Source organism: Ureibacillus sp. FSL W7-1570 (genome assembly GCF_038593265.1).
GTDB classification, from domain to species: Bacteria; Bacillota; Bacilli; order Bacillales_A; family Planococcaceae; genus Ureibacillus; species Ureibacillus suwonensis.
The window spans coordinates 1027488-1049701 of record NZ_CP151979.1; the positions used below are offsets into that span (position 1 = coordinate 1027488).

14 protein-coding genes are annotated in these 22214 nt (G+C 42.0%); 1 reads left to right on the forward strand and 13 read right to left on the reverse strand.

What is annotated here, in order from left to right; all coding sequences use genetic code 11:
• Positions 1–33 precede the first annotated feature (33 nt).
• A complete protein-coding gene (locus tag NST13_RS05015; protein ID WP_342581564.1) occupies positions 34–1770 on the reverse strand; it encodes an ABC transporter ATP-binding protein in 1737 nt (578 codons plus the stop codon).
• Between the two features lie 194 nt (positions 1771–1964).
• On the reverse strand, positions 1965–3158 hold the full coding sequence (locus NST13_RS05020) for an amidohydrolase (protein ID WP_342469129.1): 1194 nt from the start codon (positions 3156–3158) through the stop codon (positions 1965–1967).
• A 279-nt stretch (positions 3159–3437) separates the two neighbouring features.
• Between NST13_RS05020 and NST13_RS05025 the strand changes: the two genes are divergently transcribed.
• Positions 3438–5417 (forward strand): acetoacetate--CoA ligase, encoded by a 1980-nt coding sequence (locus NST13_RS05025; protein ID WP_342581565.1) that lies wholly within the window; start codon positions 3438–3440, stop codon positions 5415–5417.
• 237 nt (positions 5418–5654) lie between these two features.
• Here NST13_RS05025 and NST13_RS05030 read toward each other — a convergent pair whose 3' ends face one another.
• From NST13_RS05030 to asnB, 11 genes are all read right to left on the reverse strand, one after another.
• Positions 5655–6131 (reverse strand): YrvL family regulatory protein, encoded by a 477-nt coding sequence (locus NST13_RS05030; protein WP_340436695.1) that lies wholly within the window; start codon positions 6129–6131, stop codon positions 5655–5657.
• Positions 6132–6218: 87 nt separating this feature from the next.
• Positions 6219–7259 (reverse strand): IS1595 family transposase, encoded by a 1041-nt coding sequence (locus NST13_RS05035; protein ID WP_340436697.1) that lies wholly within the window; start codon positions 7257–7259, stop codon positions 6219–6221.
• A gap of 160 nt (positions 7260–7419) precedes the next feature.
• Positions 7420–8805 carry an ammonium transporter gene (locus NST13_RS05040; protein WP_342581566.1) on the reverse strand — a complete coding sequence of 462 codons (1386 nt, stop codon included), beginning with the start codon at positions 8803–8805 and terminating at the stop codon, positions 7420–7422.
• 21 nt (positions 8806–8826) lie between these two features.
• A complete protein-coding gene (locus NST13_RS05045; protein ID WP_342581567.1) occupies positions 8827–9168 on the reverse strand; it encodes a P-II family nitrogen regulator in 342 nt (113 codons plus the stop codon).
• A 12-nt stretch (positions 9169–9180) separates the two neighbouring features.
• On the reverse strand, positions 9181–10518 hold the full coding sequence (glnA, locus tag NST13_RS05050; protein ID WP_342469125.1) for a type I glutamate--ammonia ligase: 1338 nt from the start codon (positions 10516–10518) through the stop codon (positions 9181–9183).
• A 32-nt stretch (positions 10519–10550) separates the two neighbouring features.
• Entirely contained in the window at positions 10551–11438 is an 888-nt protein-coding gene (gene dapF / locus NST13_RS05055; protein WP_342581568.1) for a diaminopimelate epimerase, read from the reverse strand.
• Positions 11439–11442: 4 nt separating this feature from the next.
• Complete coding sequence (locus NST13_RS05060; protein WP_342581569.1) at positions 11443–12693, reverse strand: LL-diaminopimelate aminotransferase; 1251 nt, start codon at positions 12691–12693, stop codon at positions 11443–11445.
• A 10-nt stretch (positions 12694–12703) separates the two neighbouring features.
• Positions 12704–14179 carry a glutamate synthase subunit beta gene (locus tag NST13_RS05065; protein ID WP_342581570.1) on the reverse strand — a complete coding sequence of 492 codons (1476 nt, stop codon included), beginning with the start codon at positions 14177–14179 and terminating at the stop codon, positions 12704–12706.
• A gap of 16 nt (positions 14180–14195) precedes the next feature.
• Complete coding sequence (gene gltB / locus NST13_RS05070) at positions 14196–18674, reverse strand: glutamate synthase large subunit (protein ID WP_342581571.1); 4479 nt, start codon at positions 18672–18674, stop codon at positions 14196–14198.
• A gap of 483 nt (positions 18675–19157) precedes the next feature.
• A complete protein-coding gene (locus NST13_RS05075; RefSeq protein ID WP_342581572.1) occupies positions 19158–20018 on the reverse strand; it encodes an AraC family transcriptional regulator in 861 nt (286 codons plus the stop codon).
• Positions 20019–20117: 99 nt separating this feature from the next.
• Positions 20118–21968: an asparagine synthase (glutamine-hydrolyzing) gene (gene asnB / locus NST13_RS05080; protein WP_342581573.1), complete on the reverse strand. Its 1851-nt coding sequence runs from the start codon at positions 21966–21968 to the stop codon at positions 20118–20120.
• Positions 21969–22214 lie beyond the last annotated feature (246 nt).

Genomic DNA, 22214 nt, shown 5'->3' on the forward strand with positions numbered 1-22214 from the left:
GCCAAGTTCATTAAAATGGCTTGCGATTACAAATCATAGTGAAAACATTTCTTCGACTTTCTTGAATTGCGCGTTGTGCAGGTTGGCAAAGACGCCGTTTAAAGCCAAGAGCTCCTCATACGTTCCCTGTTCTTCAATGCCGTTGTCCGTTACAACGAATATTTTATCCGCATTGCGAATCGTTGCGAGGCGATGGGCAATGACCAATGTGGTACGGTTTTTGGACAGCTCGTTCAACGATTTTTGAATCATCATTTCCGTTTCCGTATCGAGCGCAGAAGTGGCCTCATCCAAAATCAGGATGGGCGGATTTTTCAAAAACATCCGCGCAATGGCAAGACGCTGCTTTTGTCCACCCGACAATTTCAAGCCGCGCTCGCCGATTTGCGTGTCATACCCGTCCGGAAGCGATTCAATGAATTCCTTCAAATGGGCCTTTTCTGCAGCCGCTTTGATCTCCTCAAAGCTTGCCCCCAATCGGCCATATTCGATATTTTCCCGGATTGTTCCGGTAAACAGAAACACATCCTGCTGCACAATGCCGATTTGTTCCCGCAATGATTTTTGCGTCATGTCCCGCACATCGATTCCGTCAATGGTAATCGCCCCTCCATTTACGTCATAGAAGCGGGGAATCAGTGAACAAATCGTAGTCTTCCCTGCTCCCGATGGGCCGACAAAGGCAATGGTCTGCCCTGCCTTAATATCAAAGGAAACATTGCTCAATACGGGTTTTGTCTCATCATATTGGAAGGATACCTTCTTAAATGAAATATTCCCTTCCAAATGAGGGACGGCAATGGCATTTTCCCGGTCCCTGATTTCAGGTTCCTGCATGAGCAATTCCCGGAAACGTTTGAAGCCCGCCATTCCTTTTGGATAAAGTTCCAACAGCGCACTGATTTTATCCACCGGTTTGATTAATACGTTTGTGTATAAGACGAAACTTACCAATTCACCGTAGGATAATGTGCCGTTGTAGCTTAACCAGGCGCCGACCACCAAAATGACCAATGTGAGCAGCCGCGTCATAAAGTAAATGCTGGAGTGGGTTCCGGCCATGACTTTATAGGCATAAAGTTTCGCTGAACGGAAAAAGCTGTTTTGCTTACGGAAGCGCTTCATTTCGAATTCTTCATTTGTAAATGCCTTCACCACACGGATGCCTGAAACGCTGTCTTCCACTCTGGCATTGACATCGGCAATTTTGCTGTACATTTCTTTCCATGCGTTGTTCATTTTCGTGTTGCAGTATGTAACGAGCCAAATCAAAAACGGCATGAAGATCAGCGCGATCAACGCCAACGTCGGATTGATCTGGAACATGATCACAAAGGCGCCGATGAAAGTCATGATGGCAATGAAGAAATCTTCAGGCCCGTGGTGGGCAAATTCCCCGATGTCAAACAAATCGTTCGTGATGCGGCTCATGATGTGGCCGGTTTTTGTATTGTCAAAAAACTTGAAGCTTTGTTTTTGGATATGATTGAACAAATCCCGGCGCATGTCGGTTTCGATATTGATCCCCAGTTTATGCCCCAAATAGTTGACCACAAAGTTCATGAAGGTGCTCAAAAGATATACAAGGAGCAAAAGTGCGCTCACCTGCACGATTTTTCCCCAGTCGCCTTCAGGCAATAAGGTATCGATGAACCACTGCACCGCAATCGGGAAAAACAAATCTAAAACGGCGACCAATACGGCACATGAAAAGTCGATGATAAACAATCGTTTATGGGGTTTATAATAGGAAAAAAATTGCTTTAACATCCGCTTTTCCTTTCTATGTCATAGTCATACCTTGAATTATACAAAAAATCGCCACAAATTGATAATATTTTTCATTTGGAACAAAGATCTCAAATAAAAGCAGAAGAATTGAATCTCATGCCTACCATAAATTGTTCTAAAAAATATGCATTGAATGGATTTCCCCTTTTATATTTGATTCACTTGAAACCGCATCAACCATTTATATCCATTATATATTCACGAGCAATATAAGCGAACGCCTTTTGTATGATCGTCAACGCCCTTTCATCAATATCAAAGTTGCCGTGATGATGGGGAAATTGGGTTTCTTTTCGTTCATTTCTTGCCCCTACTTTAAAGTAAGTCCCCGGTCTTTCCAACAGGAAATAAGCAAAATCCTCGGCACCCATGGAAGCTTTCAGGTCCACAACGGCATCCATCCCAAGTCCGCTTATCAATGAATGTTTCACCTTTTCAGTTTGCTTTTCGTCATTGTAAAGGGCCGGATAGCCATGCAAGTACTCGATTTCATATTGAATTTGATGGGCTAAAGAAATGCCCTTTGTAATTTGTTCAATCCGTTCCTCCACATAACTGCGCACGGTTGCATCATATGTTCGGACAGTGCCTTCCAAATATGCCCTTTCCGCAATCACATTGAAAGCTGTTCCTGAATGGAATCTGCCCACTGTTACCACGGCGGGTTGCAATGGATCGACATTGCGGCTCACTATTTTTTGCAGACTTCCCACCAATTCCGCACCGGCCACCAATGCATCATTGGCTTCATTTGGACGTCCTCCATGGCCACCAAGACCTTTCAGATGGATTTTAAATTGATCCACGGCAGCCATTTTGTATCCTGAGCCTATGGCAACCTTGCCGACATCCAATGAAGAATCCAAATGGGCGGCAAATACATAATCAACATCCTCCAATATATTTTGAGCAATCATGTCTTTCGCACCGCCTGGCGGTTTTTCCTCTGCATGTTGGAAAACAAAAAGAATGTTGCCTTTTAAAAGATGTTTGTACTTCAAAATGTTTTTGGCAAAGCCCAAAAGAGCCGCTGTATGGCCGTCATGTCCGCAAGCATGGGAGACCCCTTCAATTTTGGAAGCATAACTTACAGATTTTAAGTCTTGGATCGGCAATGCATCAAAATCTGCCCGGAAGGCAATGGTTTTTCCAGGCTCTGCCCCCTCGATTTTGGCGATTACCCCGGTACCCCCGACATTTCTATGAACGGTCAAACCGAATTCCTCCAACTTTTCCGCAATAAATTTGCTCGTCTCATATTCTTCAAATGACAACTCCGGATGTTGGTGCAAGTGGCGGCGCCATTCGACTGTTTCACTGTAGGATTCTTCTATATCATGAATTAATTGTTTAAAATCGCTTTTCAATCCCATCACCCCTATTAAACTATTCCTATTAGAAAACTAAAATTTATATATGGAGTATATTCCCTAAATCCGGAAAATACAAACCCTTTTATAGAAATACTTTCTTAAGGATGATTTTCCTTCAAAACTGACTTGAAATCATGCATAAAAATCCTTCGCAAATGAGAATTATTCATTTTCACCTTTCATATTTACTTTAATATATTAAAATCTATCAGTTTGGCCCCATCATGTTTTTCTATAAAATAAATTTATGAGTTTCTTGAAAGGATGGTACGTATGGTCGCAATATTGGAAGGAACACTGCTTTACAAGGCGGATGAAAACACCGTTCAAAACAGTGAAATCAGCCGCTACAAACGGTGGCTGAAAGAAAATTACGGTCTTCAATTTGATTCCCATCAAGCATTATGGGAATGGTCCACAACCGAAACAGAAGCTTTTTGGAAATCCATTTGGGAATATGGGAACATTGTCTACAGCAAACCTTACGATTCCATTTTGACAGGCGATCAAATGCCTTATTACAAATGGTTTCGAAATGCCCATTTGAATTATACGGAACAAGTTTTTCGACATAAGGGACTGCCGGGTCCGGCCATCATTTATAAATCCGAAAACCAACCAGCCCAATCCATCTCGTGGAATCAGCTTTACGAAGATGTGGCGGCTCTGTCGGACTATATGAAAAAAATCGGAATTCAAAAAGGCGATCGGGTCGTTGCCTATTCTCCAAACATCCCTGAAACGGTTGTCAGCTTTTTGGCTTGTGCTAGCATCGGGGCCATCTGGTCGGTGGCATCGCCGGATTTTGGTCTAAACAGCGTCGTTGACCGTTTTAAACAAATTGAACCGAAGCTCCTCATCGCCGTGAATGGTTATCAATATAACGGAAAGGTATATGACAAGCTGGATACCATCCATCATTTATTGGATGAAATCCCATCCATCGAACATTCCATCATCATCCATCATGTCGGGGAACAACCTGAACTCAAGTCCCCAAAAACCGTTCATTGGATGGATGCAGTGAAAGAGAAATCTTCTGAACTGGAATATGAACAAGTGGAATTCAACCATCCTCTTTGGATTTTATATTCTTCCGGGACGACAGGATTACCGAAACCGATCGTCCATTCCCATGGCGGCAATATTATCGAGCATATCAAAACCCTGCAAATCGAAGCGGATTTAGGGAAAGAGGATCGTTTCTTCTGGTTTACGACAACCGGCTGGATGATGTGGAACATGCTCGTCAGCGGATTGATTGTGGGCAGCACCATTGTTTTATATGATGGCAGCCCAAGCTATCCGGATCTCTCCGCCTTGTGGGCGTTTGCGGAAGAAGCGGGAATCACCGTATTTGGGACAAGCGCTCCATTTATCGATGTTTGCATCAAACATAACTTTAAACCAAACAGCCATTTTAAGTTCCCAAAATTGCGCGCCGTTTTATCAACCGCTTCGCCTTTATCAGCCAACAGCTTCAAATGGGTTTATGAATCTGTTAAAGATGACATCTTGCTTGTTTCCATCAGCGGAGGAACCGACGTTTGCACCGGATTCGTCGGAGGAAATATCACGCTGCCGGTAAGGGCAGGCATCATTCCTTCCCGCTCATTGGGGGCCAAAGTGGAAAGCTACGATGAGGAAGGCAATCCGATCATCGGTTCTGTGGGGGAACTGGTTGTGACAAAGCCGATGCCATCCATGCCGATCTATTTTTGGGGGGATGAGGACTACAGCCGTTATTTGGACAGTTACTTCAGCACCTATCCAAAGGTTTGGAGACATGGGGACTGGATTCAAATCAATGAAGACGGAAGCTGCATCATTTTTGGCCGTTCGGATGCAACTATCAACCGCTCCGGTGTACGGATGGGGACAAGCGAGATTTATAAAATTGTAGAATCCTTCCCGGAAATTTTGGACAGTTTGGTTGTGGATCTGGAGTATAGAGATCGTCCTTCCTGCCTGGCCTTATTTATTGTTTTGCAAGATCCGGCTCAATTCAACGATGCATTTGCACAAAAAATCAAGGATGCCATTCGGCAAAACTTATCACCCCGGTTTGTTCCGGATCAAATCCATGTCGTCGAGGAAGTGCCAAAGACTTTGAATGGAAAGAAATTAGAAGTGCCAATCCGCAAAATTCTGCTTGGCATGCCGGTCGGAAAAGCCATTAATCCGGGTGCAATGGCCAACCCGAAATCGTTGGATTATTTCATTGAATTAAGCAAATCGTTTAACGCCATTTAAGCAAATTCAGGCACTATCCATTGGTCCATTGGTGGTAGTGCCTAAATACTTTATCTGCAAAACTTTACAAATGTAAAAAAACTTATTGCTGTATTCGACCATGTGATCGTTATTCAATCAAACTGTCTTGACATTTTCACCCCAAAAAACAAAATGATATAAATTAAAGGCTCTGTTAGATTTTAATGTTGATAAATAGGAAAATAAAGAGGGAACACCATTCTTTAGTGTTTCCTCCTATTTTTTGAAATCAAATCTTTTTTCTATTTCTTTGAATTCTTCACTATCAATCGTTGGTGGTTCTTCATCCGTCTCTCTTAATTTCCAACTAATTAATCCAGTAATTATTGAAAATATAACAGCACCTTGCCATTCTATCTTAATGTTCGCCATAAAGGTATCAAGTAAATTAATTAAGGCAAATGTCAATCCTGTATCCAATAAAAATGATAACAACCCTTTACTTGATTGAATTATACCAACAGATTTTAGTGCTTTCGGTATCGCATTTGATATTAATGAGAGAGGTATTTCAAGTAATAAATATAAAACAAAGAAGAACACTAAAGAACCAATTGAATTATATTGTAATCCAAGTAATCTCAAAACAATAAATTCAAAAAAGATAATACCGAGTAAAATAATTAGTACAATGGATAAACAAATAACTATTGTTTTTACTTTGTTGATATTAAACACTTCCTTTCGATTCAAATATTTTGAACACTAAATTTGATAAGCATAACTTCTCTTTTCATTTGAGAACTACTTTATCTCGGCAGTGTTTGTATATACAAAGGTTCATAATAATTGATACGTTCTTAATGACTTATATGTTTCATTGATTGGTAATAAACAGCTATCTATAATCATTTTGCTTATTGATACATCGTCACAACGATGCTTCACTATATCTAAGAATTGAAACCAACTCAAATAATGGTCGAGGTATTTTGTAGCCACACCATTAAATCTTTGTATCCATCCTTTTAATCGGCTGTGATAGTTATTTACGTTTTGAATATGATATAGACCTTTTACTCGTTCTTTCCCGTCTGACTTGAAGCGATAGTGTTCTAATCCCTTCGTTTTGGCATACGCAGAGAATGTTCTCCAAGCATCTGTACATAGGGTGTTATTCGATGATAATTTTGAACCAATTGCTTTATCTAATTGGCTTTTGACAATACGACCTCTGCCAAGAACTCCTGAATAGGTAGATTTTTGACGGTCTCTTGCAATTAGAACACAAACTTGTTCGTGACTAATCCCTCGAAATTTCGAAGAACCTCCACGTTTTCGAGGTTTACGCCCTTCAATGTTTCTTTTACCTTTTTCAGAGTATAGAAAATAAGTTTCATCCATCTCTACAATCCCCGAAAAAGATTCAAATTCCATTTGTTTTAATGCAGATAACACCTTATGTCTCCAATAAAACAAGGTAACGTAATGAATATCACCAATAAGTTCTGCCGATTTACGGAGTGAATAACCTTCTAACATACATTTAATAAAATCTAACCATTTTTCAGGTTTATGCGTTCTATGCAATGGTGTTGCAGTTACATCGGTGAATGTTTTTCCACAATCTTTACAACGGTATCGCTGACGTTCAACTTCTTTCTGCCCAAATTTTACAGTATATTTACCAAAACGAGCCACTCGTTTTGAACCACAATGTACGCAAGTATAACCATCTTTATTTTTCCGTTCAGTTACTTCTTGAAAAACAGGTTCACTTGCAGAAAATGACATAAGGGATTTGATAAAGAATTCTTTCAAGCGATGTTGTTCTGTCGAATTCAATTTTTTAATCTCAACTATCAATTCTCTTAATGTCATTGTCATTGTAAGACCCCCAAACAAAAGTTCCTACTTATATTATAGAACGTTTGTTTGTTTTTATCAAATATCAACAGATTAATCTAACAAAGCCAAATTAAAAAAACTTCCAATAAGATGGTTTTCCATCTTATTTGGAAGTTTTTTACTACACTATTTCTTACGAAGTTTTACTTTTCACCGTTCCATTAGTTAAGTTGTTCAATCGATCAGCCAATCCTAAACCGTGTTCAGGTTTTTCTTCACTGCCATTGATCACTCTTTCCAACAATGTTTGGCTCCATTCGTATGCATAAGAGCCGTGTTCGGAATAATCGAGACCTGCGATTTCATCTTGGCTTGATACACGGATTGGGAGAATGAAGTTGATTACGACCGTCACTACACTGACAATTAACATTGTATAGATAATGACTGCTAAAACACCAATTGCCTGAATGCCCAATTGAGAAGCGCCTGCTCCGTAGAAAAGTCCGCTGGAAGTCGAGAATAAACCGATTGCAAGTGTTCCCCAAATACCGCAAATACCATGGACCGCAATTGCACCTACCGGATCATCCACTCGAACTTTTGTATCCAAGAAACGGACACCTTCTACCAATAAAATCCCTGAGACGAATCCGACAATAATGGATCCAAGTATGGAGATATCCGCCGCACCTGCCGTGATCCCAACCAAACCGCCCAAAACACCGTTTAATGAAATGGAAGGATCAATTTTTCCGAATCGGATTTTTGTATAAAGGGCAGATGTAACAAAAGCGGCTGAAGTCGAAAGTAATGTTGTTGCAATCACGTGTGGAACCAAAGTTGTATCTGCCGCAAGGGTGCTGGCACCGTTAAAACCGAACCAACCTAACCAAAGTACGAATACACCCAGTGCTCCCAATGGAATGTTGTGGCCTGGAATCACATTGACTTTTTTGCCTGTATATTTTCCGATACGTGGTCCAAGGAAAATGACAACGGTCAATGCCGCAATCGCACCAGTCAAATGCACTACTGTTGAACCGGCGAAATCTGTAAAGCCAAGTTGAGCAAGCCATCCATCACCTGACCAGATCCAATGGCCGATGACCGGGTAAACGATGACGCTCATTGCAACAGCAATCAAGATATAGCTTGAGATTCTGATCCGTTCAGCAACCGCTCCCGAAATGATTGTGATGGAAGTTGCTGCAAACATTGCCTGGAAGACGAAAAAGTCGATATCTTCCCTTCCGGATAATAAAAATCCATTTGTTCCAATGATGCCGTTCGCCGAATCGCCAAACATGAAACCAAATCCGACAAAATAGTATAAAATGGAAACAATACTGATTGTTATGAAGTTTTTCATGATGATGTTCAATGAGTTTTTCGCTCTCGTAAAGCCGGTTTCAACCAACGTAAAACCTGCATGCATGAAGAATACCAACACTGCACCTAACATGACCCAAACGAGATTGATGGACAATTCCAATGATTCGACAGTTGGCGCTTGCGCATAAGCTGGCAATGCAGCGAACAATAATAACGGCGAAATAGATAATACTTTTTTCTTCATCTCAACTCGACTCCTCTCATCTTATATAATGGCTTCTTTTCCATGTTCACCTGTACGGATGCGGATCGCTTCTTCAACAGGGATAATAAAGATTTTTCCATCACCTACCGATCCGGTATTGCAAGTTCTTTGAATCACTTCCACAACTTCTTCCACTTTCTCATCGTCGATGACCATTTCAATTTTCAACTTTGGAAGAACTCTTATTTCAAAGGTAGTACCCCGGAATAAGCCTTCCACTCCCTTTTGTTTGCCGGAACCGGCAGCTTCCGTTACGGTCATGCCGCCGATTCCAATGGAAAATAAGTTATCCCTTAATTCTTTGAACACTTCTGGACGGGTAATCACTTCAACTTTTTTCATAAATCGTCCCCCTTAATATAGAGTGATATAACGTTCACGTTCCCATGGATGCACATTGATTCTGAATTCATCCCACTCGATCCGTTTTGCTTCAATGAAGTGGGTTGTAATATGTTCGCCAAGTGCCGCTTTGATGACTTCGTTTTGTTCCAATGCATTGATCGCTTCTTCCAAGTTGGATGGAAGGCTTTTGATGTTCAAGTCATCCAATTGTTGTTCATCCATTGTGTAAATGTTGGAGTTTACCGGATCGCAAAGAGTCAATTTGTTTTTGATGCCATCCAAACCTGCTGCGAGCATTACAGCTAATGCAAGATATGGGTTTGCGGATGGATCCGGGTTTCTCAATTCAATACGGGTACTTAATCCACGGCTTGCCGGAACACGTACAAGAGGGCTTCGGTTTTTGCCGGACCATGCAATATAACATGGTGCTTCATAACCTGGAACTAGACGTTTGTATGAGTTTACTGTTGGATTCGTAATCGCTGCGAAACTGTAAGCATGTTTCAAAATTCCTGCCAAATATTGTTTCGCTGTTTCACTTAAACCAAGTTCATCGTTTTCATCGTAGAAGGCATTTTCTTTTCCGCGGAATAGAGATTGGTGGCAGTGCATTCCTGAACCGTTTACTCCGTAGAGAGGTTTTGGCATGAATGTGGCATGTAATCCATGTTTTCTCGCGATGTTTTTCACGACTAATTTGAATGTTTGAATTTGGTCAGCCGCTTCTACTGCATTGGCATATTTGAAATCAATTTCATGCTGACCAGGGGCAACTTCGTGATGGGAGGCTTCGATTTCAAATCCCATTTCTTCCAATGTTAGCACGATGTCGCGTCGGCAGTTTTCACCAAGATCCGTTGGCGCCAAATCGAAATAACCGCCTTGGTCGTTCAATTCCATTGTCGGATTGCCGTTCGCATCTGTTTTAAATAGGAAGAATTCCGGTTCCGGACCTACGTTCATTGCTGTAAATCCAAGTTCGTTCGCTTCTTTTAGCACTTTTTTCAGAACGCTTCGAGGATCGCCAGGGAATGGATTGCCGTCCGGTAAATATACGTCACAAATCAAACGGGCAACTTTCCCATGTTCAGTTTCCCAAGGGAAGATGAGCCATGTGTTTAAATCAGGATACAGATACATATCGGATTCTTCGATTCTTACAAATCCTTCGATGGAAGAACCGTCAAACATGATTTTGTTATCCAAAGCTTTTGGCAATTGGCTTAAAGGAACTTCAACGTTTTTAATGATTCCGAATAAATCCGTGAATTGTAAACGGATATAGCGTACGTTTTCCTGTTCTGCCATTTTTAAAATGTCTTCTTTTGTATAATTTTTGCTCATGAATAATTCCTCCTCATATTTAAAATCCAAATTTATTGACCAGACGCTTTTGGCATCTTTTCTTTGATGAAATCTTCCAATTTGATTTCACCATGGCAGATGTACTCTGCTCTTCCTCTCATCCAAACATGGTTATTTTCGTCCCAACGAATCTCTAAATCACCTCCCGGCAGGTGGACAGTAATAATTTGGTTCTTCTCAATTTTTTTATTTAATGTGGCTGCGACAACCGCTGCACAAGCACCTGTACCGCAAGCCATTGTGATGCCTGATCCTCTTTCCCAAACCCGATAGTCGAGTTCATTCGGTTTCTTCACTGTTACAATTCCTACATTCACCCTCTCCGGGAAGATGTCGGAATGTTCGATGATTGGACCTATTTTTTCAAGGGGCACATCATGGACATTATCCACAAACATGATGGCGTGGGGGTTGCCCATTGAAACGCAAGTCAGATGATAGAGTTCTCCGCCGATGGTGAACGGTTCATCGATGGTCACCGTCATGGGTTCACCAATCATTGGAACCATTCCTTTCAGCAATTTTGGTTCACCCATATCAACCGTGACAAATTCCACTTCTTTTTTCTTTTCGGATATATGAACTTCTACAATTCCGCCGAGGGTTTCAATTGTAAAACTCTCGGAATCCACAAATTGATGATCATATAAATATTTCGCTACACATCTTAATCCGTTGCCGCAATTTTTCCCTTCCGATCCGTCCGCGTTGAAAATTCGCATCCGGAAGTCGGCCACTTTGGAATCGCAGATAAGGATCATTCCATCAGAACCAATGCCAAATCTCACATTGGAAAGATTTCTTGCCAATGTTGGAAGGAATTCTTCTTGTAATGAGTGTTCCAAAAGATTGATAAAAATATAGTTGTTTCCTAACCCATGCATTTTTGTAAATAGCATTACATCACCTTCTTTTAAAAATGAACTTTTCCCCTTTCAGGCGCCTTTCAATTTCCTTCATCACTTGCAACTCTTCTTCTTCTGAATCAGCTTCAAAGGTGACGGAAAATCTGATGAAACTTCCCGCATCATCCCACGGAACGGTTGAAATGAGATGTTCCCGGATAAGGTATTGTGAAAATTCCTCCGCTGTTTGGAATGTTGGCCCTCCTGCCACCCCGATTGGAGCTTCGGCATATAAGTAAAAGGAGCCTTTCGGTTTTTCCACTTCAAAACCGCATCCTTGAAGGATTTGCACCAGCAATTCATGGCGGCGGGAATATTTTTTCGCCGTTTCCTCCGTTATTTCCGGATAGGATAACGCAAAACTTGCGGCCTTTTGAATAGGGATGAATTGACCGGAATCGCTGTTATCTTTTACCGTTTGGAATGCTTTGATCAATTTCGGATTTCCGGCAATAAACCCTATTCTCCAACCGGTCATATTGAAAGACTTGGATAATGAATGAAGCTCTACGCCGACTTCTTTTGCTCCAGGTACGGATAAAAAGCTAAGCGGTTTTTCGCCGTCAAACATCAATGCGGCATAAGCTGCGTCGTGGACAACAATGATTTGATGGGTCCTGGCAAATTCGACAACTTCTTCGAAAAACTCTTTGGTTGCCACTGCGCCAGTAGGGTTGTTTGGATAATTTAAATAGAGCAGTTTGGCTTTTTTCAGCACTTCCGGATCGATTTGATCCAGTTGGGGTAAAAATCCATTTTCTTTTAATAGCGGAAGATGGACAACTTCTCCACCGAAATATTTCGTATAAGTGGCGAGCACCGGATAACAAGGTGATGGCATCAATGTAATATCTCCGGGATTGATGAAAGCAGCGGGCAGCAAGCTCAAGCCTGATTTTGAACCGATGACGTGGTTGATTTCCGTCTCCGGATCCAGGTCCGGAACACCAAACACTTCCTCCATATAGCGGGCAGCCGCTTCTTTAAATTCCTGGATTCCGTTATCTGAATAAAACCGGTTTTCAGGTTTTGCCGCCTCCTCATAAAGCTTGTCAACGACCCTCTTGTCTGCCATTGCATCCGGCTCGCCAACGCCCAAATCAATCAATGGCACGTCAGGCTTTTCTTTCACCGCCAATCTTTTGGCTCTTTTAATTTTTTCGAATTTGAATATTTCTTCCTTTAGACCGAAAGAGGGACCTCCAATTCGATCTGCAAATAACTGTTGGATATAATCAACTGCTTGCACCGTATCCCTCCTAAATTGATAAGTTTACTTTACTTGTTACATATTCATGGCAGCTTTTTGCGGCTTCTTTGCCTTCCTGGATCGCCCAAACGATTAAACTTTGGCCGCGTCTTGCATCACCCGCCACAAAGACGTTTTCCACTTTTGTCTGATAAGAACGGCTGTTTTTTATCTCTTTCCAATCGATGTTTAATTGATCAAAGAGTTCCCGTTCAGGCCCTTCAAATCCAATGGCCAGTAGAACCAGTTGGGCCGGAATGATTTTTTCGGTATTTGGGATCGGTTCCCGGATCTTTTCACCATTTTCATTGAATATGGTTCTGATCCCCACGCATTTGACTGCAGTGAGTTGACCTTCCTCATTCCCGATGAATTCCAAAGCGGTAGTGGCAAATAATCTTGGATCATCGCCAAATTTTGCTTTGGCTTCTTCCTGGCCGTAATCCAGCTTATAAACCATTGGATATTGCGGCCATGGATTATCTGCCTCTCTTTCCGTTGGACGTTTCGGATAAATATCGAATTGAATCACACTTTTGCAATTTTGTCTGAGTGATGTAGCGATACAATCGACTGCCGTGTCACCACCGCCGATGACCACTACATCTTTTCCTTCGGCAGAAATATATTGGCCATTTTTAAAATTGGAATCCAACATGCTTTTTGTATTGGCGTGCAGGAAATCCATCGCAAAATGGATACCGCCCAAGTTTCTTCCATTTACTTGCAGATCCCGCGGTTTTGTGGCACCCGTGCAAAGAATCACTGCATCAAATTCTTTTTGCAGTTTTTCCAAGGAATAATCTTTTCCCACTTCCACATTCGTCAAGAAGGTGATGCCCGATTCTTCCATGACACGGATTCTGCGGTCTACGGCATGCTGTTCAATTTTCATTTTCGGAATCCCGTAAGTAAGGAGGCCTCCAATCCGGTCGCTTCTTTCAAAAACGGTTACCGAATGTCCGTAATTGTTCAATTCATGCGCGCAAGCCAGACCGGCTGGACCGGAGCCGACCACCGCAATTTTGACTCCTGTTCTCTCCTTAGGTATTTGCGGTTTTACCCATCCTTCTTCAAAAGCTTTTTCGATGATGGCCAATTCAATATTTTTAATGGTTACCGAACTTTCATAGAGGGAAGCGACACATCCAGCCTCACAAGGAGCTGGACATGCCCTTCCTGTAAACTCTGGGAAAGGGTTCGTAATGCTCAATCGATCATAAGCTTCTTTCCAATTCCCTCTATAAACAAGTTCATTCCATTCAGGGATCAAGTTGAATATTGGACATCCCGTTGACATGCCTCCAACAAGAGAGCCGTTTTGACAAAATGGAACACCGCAATCCATGCATCGAGCTGCCTGTTTGACCAAGTCGCTTTCCTGTGGAAGGTTTGAAATTTCCTTCCAGTCTTGAATTCTCTCCAACGGATCCCGATACTGGGCATTTTGCCGTTTATATTCTAAAAATCCAGTAGGTTTTCCCATTTTCTTCACCGCCCTCTTACGCTAAATAACTTTTTGCCAAGTACTGTTCTTCTTTTTCCAAAATTTCTTTGTATTTGTATGGAATGACGCGAATAAAATTCGCTGCTTCAAACTCCCAATTTTGAAGGATTCGTTTCGCCACAGTACTTTTTGTTTGTTGGTAATGTTCTTTGATCAGAGCATTGACAAAGCTCAATTCTTGTTGGTCATTAATCTCTTCCAGCATGACAAGTTCATCGTTATAAACTTCAGTGAAATGTTCATTGGCTGGAGAATAAATATATGCGATACCCCCGGACATGCCGGCTGCAAAGTTCTTTCCGACTTCTCCCAAAATCACTACCCGGCCGCCTGTCATGTATTCACAACCGTGATCTCCTGTTCCTTCCACTACAACATGCGCTCCGCTGTTTCTGACACAGAACCTTTCTCCCGCTTTGCCGCGGATAAATGCTTTACCGCTTGTTGCACCGTAGAAAGCGGCGTTGCCGATAATCACATTTTCTTCCGCCAACCGCTTTGTATCCGTTGGAGGAGCAACGATGATTTTTCCGCCGGATAATCCTTTTCCGACATAGTCGTTGGCTTCTCCTTCAAGCTTTAATGTGATGCCTTTTGGAATGAATGCACCAAAGCTTTGGCCGGCTGAACCTTGGAAATGGACTTGGATCGTATCTTCTTTTAACCCTTCGCTTCCGTACTTTTTCGAAACTTCATATCCGAGCATTGTACCGACTGAACGGTTTGTATTCCGGATTGGAAGCGAAATTTGAACAGGCTGTTTGCTTGTTATAGCCCTTTGACTTAATGGAATCAATTTTTGATAATCCAACGTTTCTTCCAATTGATGATTTTGGCTTTCGGTTGCTGTTCGATCTCCTTCGTATCTGACGAGAAGAGGAGAAAAGTCCAGTTTCCGTTCTTTCCAATCCACATCATCTTTGACCTGAATGATGTCTGTTCTTCCAATCAACTCATCCAATGTTCTAAAGCCCAGCTCTGCCATTAATTCGCGAACTTCCTGTGCGATGAAGTGCATCAAATGCACCACGTGATCGGCAGTACCGGTCATTTTCTTTCTGAGTTCCGGATTTTGAGTCGCAACTCCTACAGGGCATGTATCCAAATGGCAAACCCTCATCATTACACAACCAAGTGAGACAAGCGGCAACGTGGAGAAACCGAACTCTTCCGCACCCAATAATGCACCGATGATGACATCTTTTCCGTTCATCAATTTTCCGTCTGTTTCAAGAACCACTTTGTTTCTCAATCCGTTCAGCATCAACGTTTGATGGGCTTCCGCCAGCCCCAATTCCCATGGAAGACCGGCATGCTTGATGCTCGTTCTGGCTGCTGCGCCTGTTCCGCCGTCATAACCGCTGATGAGAATCACGTCTGCTTTCGCTTTCGCCACACCCGTTGCGATAGTTCCTACACCGCTTTCGGAAACGAGTTTGACGTTGATCCGTGCTTCCGGATTGGCATTTTTCAAGTCGTAAATCAATTGTTCCAAATCTTCAATCGAGTAAATATCGTGGTGAGGAGGTGGTGAAATCAGCTCGATTCCAGGAGTTGAACCTCTCGTTTTTGCAACTTCCACCGTCACCTTATGGCCGGCAAGCTGGCCACCTTCACCAGGCTTTGCCCCTTGTGCCATTTTGATTTGGATTTCGTCGCAGTTCACTAAATAATGACTTGTGACGCCAAATCGTCCGGAAGCCACTTGTTTAATGCGGCTTAATTTTGAATCGCCGTTTGGCAGTGGAATATAGCGGTTTGGATCTTCCCCGCCCTCACCAGAGTTGCTTTTTGCGCCGATCCGGTTCATGGCAATGGCAATGGCTTCATGGGCTTCTTTGCTGATGGATCCGAAAGACATCGCACCCGTTTTGAATCGTTTAAAAATCGATTCGATTGGTTCCACTTCGTCAATCGGGATCGGTGTCCGGTCGCTTTTCAATTCAAACAATGCCCTTAAAGTCGTATTGCTTTCTTTTGACAGCATCTCGCTGTATTTTTTATAAAGCTCATATTTTCCTGTGCGGCAGGCAAGCTGCAACGTATGAATTGTTTCCGGACGATAGAGGTGTTCTTCCCCGTTTTTGCGCCATTGGAAATCGGAGCCTTCTTCCAATAAAGGTTTTCCATCTTCCCAGGCCTTGTTGTGGCGGGCAACGGTTTCCTTGGCAATGTCCGCTATGTCAAGACCGCCGATTTGTGAAATCGTCCGCGGGAAATAACGATCTATGACTTCTTTGCTGATGCCGACCGCTTCGAATATTTGAGCGCCGATATAGCTTTGGACTGTAGAAATTCCCATTTTGGACATGACTTTCAATATGCCTTTTGTAATCCCTTTTACGTATTTTCCAATGAAATCGTATTCCGCGCTTTCTTCCAATTGGGAAAGGGATGCGCATACCAGGTAAGGGTATATCGCATTTGCTCCATAGCCGAGCAGTGCCGCAAAATGATGAACTTCTCTCGGTTCTCCCGATTCAACAATAATGCTCACTTTGTTGCGGAGACCTTGCTTGATTAAATGATGATGGATGCTGGATACGGCGAGCAATGATGGAATGGCCGCATTTTCTTTGTTTGTGCCGCGATCGCTTACGACAAGCAACTGGTATCCGTCCTTTGCCGCTTTTTCAGCTTTTTTAAGTAATTTCTCCAAATATTCTTCCATCAGTTCCGGCTGTTTTGCAGGGAATAAGGATGACAGTTTTTTTACTCTCCATCCGTTCAAATGCAAACCGATCAGTTTCACCCAATCGTTATTAGTTAAGATTGGCGTTTTCAGTTTAATTTTTTGATATTCTTCCCTTTTCGGATTTAATAGATTGCCTTCTCCCCCCAAATACACTTCCATGGATGTCACGTACTCTTCCCGGATGGCATCAATCGGAGGATTGGTTACTTGCGCAAACCGTTGTTTAAAGTAGTTGAACAACAATTGCGGTCTTTTTGATAAAACGGCAAGTGGACCATCGTAGCCCATGGAACCGACCGAATCGTCCCCGCGGGTTGCCAGGGGTTTGATATATTTCTCCCACTCTTCAAATGTATAACCAAACGCTTTTTGAAGGCGGACCAATTGTTTTTTATTAATCTTTCTCGATTTTTCCAGATTCAGAGAAGGAATATTCTCCAAAGGAATGATCATTTCAGCTGCCCATTGATCATATGGGTGTTCGTTGATGAGTTGATGTTTCAATTCTTCATCGAACAATAGCGCTTTTTTCTCAAAATCAACTAATAACATTTGGCCAGGTTTCAGGCGGCCTTTTTGGATGATTTTTTCCTCTGGAATATCGACAACGCCCACTTCCGAAGATAAATAGAAAAAGTCGTCGTCTGTCAAAACAAATCTCGCTGGCCGCAAACCGTTGCGGTCTAGGCAAGCACCCGCCTGTTTTCCGTTAGAGAATCCCATTGCGGCAGGACCGTCCCAAGGCTCCATCAACAAGCTATGGTATTGGTAGAAAGCCTTTTGTTTCTTTGAAAGCAATGTATTATTTTGCCAAGGTTCCGGAATCATCATCATCATCGCCTGTGGCAAAGACCATCCGGACAACACCAAATGTTCCAGCACATTGTCAAACATTGCCGAGTCGCTGCCATCCAAGTTCACAATTGGATGAAGTTCTTTTTGATCCACACCGAATGCATCTGAATGCATGGATGCTTCCCTGGCGAAAATCCAATTCACATTGCCGTTGATTGTATTGATTTCCCCATTATGCATGATCATACGGTTCGGCTGGGCTCTGCTCCAGCTTGGGAAAGTGTTCGTACTGAAACGGTTATGAACCATCGCCATTTTCGATTTGAAATTTTCATTGAGCAAATCCAAATAGAAACTTCTTAATTGTTTCGGTAATAGCAGCCCTTTATATACAATCGTTCTCGATGAGAAACTGGAGATATAACATGCATCTTTATTCTTTTCAAACTCGCTGAATGTCTTTTCGATTCTGCGACGAGTTACATATAAACGTCTTTCAAAATCGTCTTGTTCAAGCTCAGTTGCAGGTAACACAAATAATTGGTGAATTGAAGGGGCTGACTCGATTGCTTCCTTTTGCAGAGCTTCTTCGTTCGTTGGCACCGTACGCCATCCAAACAGCTCCAAACTGTTCTTTTCAACGATTTCTTCGATTCTTGCTTTATATTCAAGCAATTTTGTTTCTTCATTAGGAAGAAAAATCATCATAACCCCGTAACGTCCGGATGGAGGAAGTTGTTTTCCTTGCTTTTCCCACTCTTTGGAAAATAACTCATGAGGGATATCCGTCAAAATGCCGGATCCATCACCCAACGTTTCCTTATCATCCCGTCCCCCGCGATGCGTCAACCTCTCAAGGGCAATTAGCGCTTGGGATACAAGAGAATGTGATTTTTCTCCTTTTATATTTGCTAATAAGGCGATTCCACACGAGTCATGTTCCAGTTGTGGATTGTATAAGCCTTGGTTGAGTAGTTCTTTCATTTTCTGCACCCCTTAATTCTTCCTGTTTTCTTATATATACATCCTACCAAGAGGAGAAATAAAAATATTTAGACTATTGAGTCGAATATTTGCACTATTTTGCACTACTTTTTGAAAGAAAAACCGAACATTGTCCATAAAAAGGACAAACATTATTCTTAAATTGGCATTTATCTCCCTTAAACCAATCCATGACAAACCGCCTATCTTCCTTTCCATCAGAAAAGGACCATCGTATTGCGCTGCCGGCAAAACCGGACGTTTTTAAGAATGCAGTAATAGACATGTTTTCACCGCCCATTTTGAATCAGAATTTTCCCCGGCTTCCAAAGAACGACAGGCAGCCACGGAAGAAGGAATATCTCCGGAACAAAACCGGCCATTATGGCGGAAATCTTCAAATGTTTGAAAAGAAATAAAAAAAACCGACATTTTCATTTCGGAAAATGTCGGCTTTCCTATATAAAACCATTGGTGTTAAACTTACGCATTTTTTTTCCTTTTTGATGGCATTTTCGTTATACTGGGTTTTCGGATCCCTGAAATCATACGAATTTCCGACGGGCTTTTACTCGTATAAGCTTTGAATTGGCGGCTGAAAAAGTGAATATTGTTATACCCCAGGGCATCGGCCACTTCCGTTACTGACATCCCTGTATAATGCAATAAATGCTCTGCTCTTTTGATGCGGGTTTCCACAATATACGATTGGATGGTTTGTCCCATGATTTCTTTGAATTTTTTTGAGAAATAACGAGGTGAAAAGTTTGCGCGCGCAGCCAAACTTTCGACTGTATGATTTTCTCCGGGATGCTGCTGCACATAATTGGCCACTTCCCTGATCGTATAAAGAATTTGGCTTTGCAATTCTTCGCCTTCTTCTTTTTGTTGAGTCTCTTCCTGTTGGTCTGCCCGCAACAAATGAATCATCAATTGTTTTAGAATCAGTTTTCCTTCCATTTCGGCGCCATAAGTATCCACCAGGAATAATCGGACATATTGGCTCAATAATGATTCAAAATGGATACGGTCTTGCAAAATGCGATGATGATTTGGAATGATCTCGGGTTCACCAGTGACATCAAAGTGAATATACGTAATCACCAGCGGATTAGCCGGATCTTGGGTAGCTGTCGTCCAATCGCCTGGTCTGAACAGAAAACAAGTGCCTCTTTGCAATGGATAATCTTTTCCGTTCAATCTTAAATTGCCTTTGCCGCTCCAAATATATAACAAATCAAAATTCGGTATTGGCGCTTTTCTTTTCCATTGCCAATTCGGTTCACAATTGATTGTCGCCAATGCCGGTTTAATGACGAATTGTTCAGGGCTTAAATTTAACATTTGAATCGCCTTCCTTTCCATGATTGGTCAAGCTTTTGGGATTCTCCCGCCCCTTGCCAAAGGTCGGCACTTTGGTGACGGGAGAAATTTAAAACGGAACTATGCGTCAACGAGATTTACATTGTATTTGTCAAACCACATATTCACTTGCACTAAATGTGCGAGAAGTTGAGGGCCTGTCATCAATTGCCCGAACCACGGCAATTTCGTCGCCCCATCGAGAGCCAGTATTTCTTTTATTTTTTCCTTTGAAAGCAGCTGAAAAATTGGAGGATTTTTCTTATCAATGATTTGCTGCAACAACTCTTTTACCAGCTTTGTATATTTTGGATGATGTGTTTTTGGATAAGGGCTTTTTTTACGGTAAATGATTTCATTTGGAAGGATTCCCTCCAATGCTTTCCGTAATAATCCTTTCTCCCTTCCGTCCAACATTTTCATTTCCCAAGGTATATTCCATGCATATTCAACGATCCGATGGTCTGCAAAAGGGACACGCACCTCAAGACTGGCTGCCATGCTCATTCGATCTTTCCGATCCAGCAGGGTCGACATAAACCATACCATGTTCATATAAAACATTTCCCTGCGTCTTGCTTCGACAGGATCTTCGCCTTCAAGCTTCGGCACTTCCTGAATGGTTTCCTTATGTCTTTGGTGAACGTAGTCCGTCAATTTCAATTTTTCCTTCCAATAGGGCAATAAAAGATTTTGCCTTAACGTTTGCGATTGCATCCAAGGGAAGCTGTCGCCTTGTAACAATTCTTCTTTATAAAACCATGGATATCCGCCGAAAATTTCATCGGCACATTCACCGGAAAGCGCGACGGTAAACTGCTTTTTGATCTCCTTTGAAAATAAAAGCAAAGAAGAATCAATATCCGCCATGCCTGGCAAATCTTTGGCAATCACCGCCTCCTCCAATGTGTCAGCAAGCTGTTCGTGGGTCAGGATAATCGAGTGGTGTTTCACGCCCAAATGCTGAACGACTTTTTCAATCCATGGACGATCTTCATCCGGTTGAAACAAACTTTTTTGAAAGTAGGCACTGTTTTCTTCATAATCTATCGAATAGGTGCTAAGGGGTCCTCTGCCATTCTTATTGAAGTAATTTGAAGCAATGGTTGTTATGGCGCTGGAATCCAACCCTCCTGACAAAAAGGTGCAAACAGGAACATCCGCAACCAGTTGTCTTTCCACTGCATCTTTGATGAGAAATCGGACATGTTCGATGGTTTCATCCAACGAATGTTCATGGGTTTCACTCTTTACATTCCAATATCGTTGAATGCGGAGACCGTGACGATCGAATGTCAAAAAGTGGGCGGGTCTTAATTCATTGATTCCTTTGAATATGCCGTGACCAGGAGTTCTGGATGGGCCTAAACCAAAGATTTCCCGCAACCCTTCCCGGTCAATTTCCGCTTTTACTTGGGGATGGGCCAAAATCGCCTTCAACTCCGAACCAAAAAGCAACCTGTTTCCGTCATGTTTATAAAATAAAGGTTTCACACCCAGCCTGTCGCGGGCCATGTACAGTTTTTCACAAGAAGCGTCCCAAACAGCGAAAGCATATATTCCATTGAGAAAGTTGACACAATCCTCTTTCCATTCCATATATGCCGTTAACAACACTTCCGTATCCGAGTGGGACTGAAATTGGTATCCCCGTTTTATCAGTGCTTCCCGCAGTTCTTCAGTATTGTATAACTCACCATTATAAACGATGGTATAGGAATTCGCACCTTTTGTTTTGGTCATCGGCTGTACGCCTCCGACAGGATCTACTACGATTAGTCTTGTATGACCTAGAGCTGCATGTGTGTCACAAAAATTGCTTGATGTATCAGGCCCTCTTTTCGATAATGTTTGGGCCATTTTTTTGACCGTGACTTCGTGATGCTTCAAATCTTGATCCCATTGAATCCAGCCAGTTATTCCACACATCATCCATCACTCTTTCGTAGTATAATTTTTTCTTGTAATTCATTTTATGATTTTTTGTATATAAAGAACAATTTCATTTTTATATAAAACCTATCTAATATCCAGATGAAAAACCTCGAAAAGCTATAAAAATCAGCATTTTATCCCCAATACATATCAAACAAAAACAAAAAATTTTCACAAAATCTATATTTTTATATCATTTAAACCCTTTTCCGTTCTCAAATCGCTAATAAATATTCTCGATTT